The sequence below is a fragment of the Pedomonas sp. genome, from assembly GCF_036515995.1.
Lineage (GTDB): Bacteria > Pseudomonadota > Alphaproteobacteria > Sphingomonadales > Sphingomonadaceae > Pedomonas.
The window spans coordinates 1-2,374 of record NZ_DATBUP010000031.1; the positions used below are offsets into that span (position 1 = coordinate 1).

Consider the following 2,374-nt stretch of genomic DNA (forward strand, 5'->3'; position numbering starts at 1 on the left):
CGATCTGGTGCGCAGCTTGAGCCAGTGGCTGTCCGGAAAGGCATAGTAGCTCAGCGTTTCCTGCACATGCGCCTCGATGAGTTCGGCCGCCCGGGTCATGCGCTGTCGCCGCAACTCGGCGATGACGGTCTCGGCCTTCTGCTCGGCAGCAGGCCGACTTTCTTGGGCATGAATGGCCTTGAGCTTATGGCTGACGTCTCGCACCCTGGTCGATGGCACATGGCTGAAGACATTGGGGTAAAAATGCACGACACAGCGCTGCCATCGGGCCTCGGGCAAATACTCGGCAATGCTCTCTACCCGGCTCCGGCAAGCATCCGAGATCACCAGTTGGACGCCCTTCAGGCCGCGGTCGACCAGATGGCGCAGGAACGCAGACCAGCCGGACTTATCCTCTTTGGCACCCTCGCAAATGCCCAGAATCTCGCGGTATCCTTCCGCATTGACCGCGCTGGCCACCAGCGGTGACACGTTGCGCACCTCCCCGGCCCAGGTGCGCTTCATCACGATACCGTCGAGATAAAGATAAGGATGACGGCCCTCGATCGGTCGCTGCCGCCAGGCCTCGATTTGCGCATAGATCTTGCGGTTGAGGTTGGACACCGTTCCCGGCGAGACCCGTATGCCCGACAGGGCCTCGGTAATATCCTCGACCCTGCGCACGGAGACGCCGGCCAGGTACATCTCGATCAGCGCTTCTTCGACCGAGCTCTCCCTTCGGCGGTAGCGCTCGATGATCGCCGTCTCAAAAGTCTGGCGCCGCAGCTTGGGTACCTTCAGCTTTACTTCGCCAGCCCTGGTATGCAGCGCCCGTTCGTAACTCCCCGCTCGGGTGTCCTTCCGGGCTTCGCTGCGCTCATACCGGGCAGTGCCACACAGGCGGTCCGCTTCCGCATCCAGCAGCGCGTTCAACGTCTCCTCAACCGTCCCACGCACCATCTCCGCAAGATGGTCCCAGACCCACGGTTCATCAATGCGGATTACCTTCCCGCGGTCTGGTCCCTTTATGGATGGCCCGCCCCTTATCGAACTCTACCTATTGCTGCCAGCAGCATGGGTAAAGAGAGGGAGGAGCCAAACCATGCAGATTGCCGTTCTTGGAATTGGCCTGGGCAAGAACAGCTGCAGCCTTGTAGGCCTTGATGATGGCGGCAAGGTCGTCCTGCGGCGACGAATGCGGCGGGAGACCATTGTCGCATTTATGAGCCGATTGCCGGCCTGCATTGTTGCGATGGAAGCATGCTGTGGCGCCCATCACTTGGGCCGGGCCCTGACCGCGCCGGGGCACATCGTGCGCTTGATGTCGCCGGAGTATGTCCGCCCTTTGTCAAAGCCCAGAAGAACGATGACCGCGATGCTGAAGCCATCGCCGAGGCAGCCACCCGACCGACCATGCGCTTCGTCGCGCTGAAGTCGCAGGAACAACTGGATATGCAGACCCTCCATCGGATGCGTGATCAGTTGGTAGGCGAGCGCACATCGCTGATGAACCAGATCCGCAGCCCGCTGCTGGAACACGGCCCTGGTTGCGGCAGTGGGTGAAGCGGCGAACTTCAGCCGGGGTCGGCATCTGGCCGCCTGGCTGGGTCTCGTCCCCCGACAGGCGACAACGGGCGGCAAACCAAGGCTCCTTGGCATTACCAAACGCGGCAGCAAATACCTGCGCAAAATGCTGATCCAAGGTGCCAGAGCCGCGCTGCCGACGCTTGCCACGACCGATACGCGCGTCGGCATCTGGCTGCGGGGGCTGCTCAGCCGGGCTCACGCCAACACTGTCGTGGTCGCTCTGGCGGCCAAAATGGCGCGGATTGTTTGGGCGCTTCTGCGCAATGGTCAATCTTATTGTGATTACCGGATCAATACTCTCCAGAAGTGCCGTTTGAATCTTCCCCAGGTTGCGATGGCGCCGGTCTTCCGGGGCGCGCCCCGGAAGACCGGCGGCGCGTCTTCGCCGATACTCTCTCCGGCGGCTGGAGGGAGGGAATTGGTGATCAACCTGAGGGAGACGATGATGATCCTGGATTTGCATCGACAAGGCCTGTCGGTGTCGGCCATCGCCAGGCAAGTGGGGATCGACCGCAAGACGGTGCGTAAGTACATAGAGCGCGGCCTGGAGCCTCCGGCTTACGGGCCCAGAAAGCCCCGAGCCGCAGTTATCGACCCGTTCGCGGCCTATCTGCGGGAACGCGTCATGGCCTATCCTGGCCTGACAGGCCGCCGGCTGTTTCGCGAGATCAAGGAGCGCGGATACCTGGGCGGCAATAGCCGTCTCATCTGGGCACGCTTCGTCATGCACCAGAATCTGCCGACTGTGCTGCGCTGCCATGTGGCGGCCCGGGAGGCGATTGGCGGGGCGCCGCGCGAGATCCTCTAC

General features: G+C 62.4%; 2 protein-coding genes and 1 pseudogene. 2 read left to right on the forward strand and 1 reads right to left on the reverse strand.

Features of this window, described 5'->3' with window-relative positions:
• Positions 1-1,026, reverse strand: a 1,026-nt coding sequence (locus VIG90_RS02550) for an IS256 family transposase (RefSeq protein WP_414695461.1), incomplete at its 3' end; no start/stop codon positions are given.
• 55 nt (positions 1,027-1,081) lie between these two features.
• On the opposite strand from VIG90_RS02550, the pseudogene VIG90_RS02555 reads away from it, so the two are divergent.
• Together VIG90_RS02555 and VIG90_RS02560 are read left to right on the forward strand one after the other, a co-directional pair.
• A pseudogene (locus VIG90_RS02555) lies at positions 1,082-1,843 on the forward strand (IS110 family transposase); the annotation flags it as partial.
• A 168-nt stretch (positions 1,844-2,011) separates the two neighbouring features.
• The coding region (locus tag VIG90_RS02560; RefSeq protein ID WP_331591864.1) for a helix-turn-helix domain-containing protein at positions 2,012-2,374 on the forward strand (363 nt) is incomplete at its 3' end.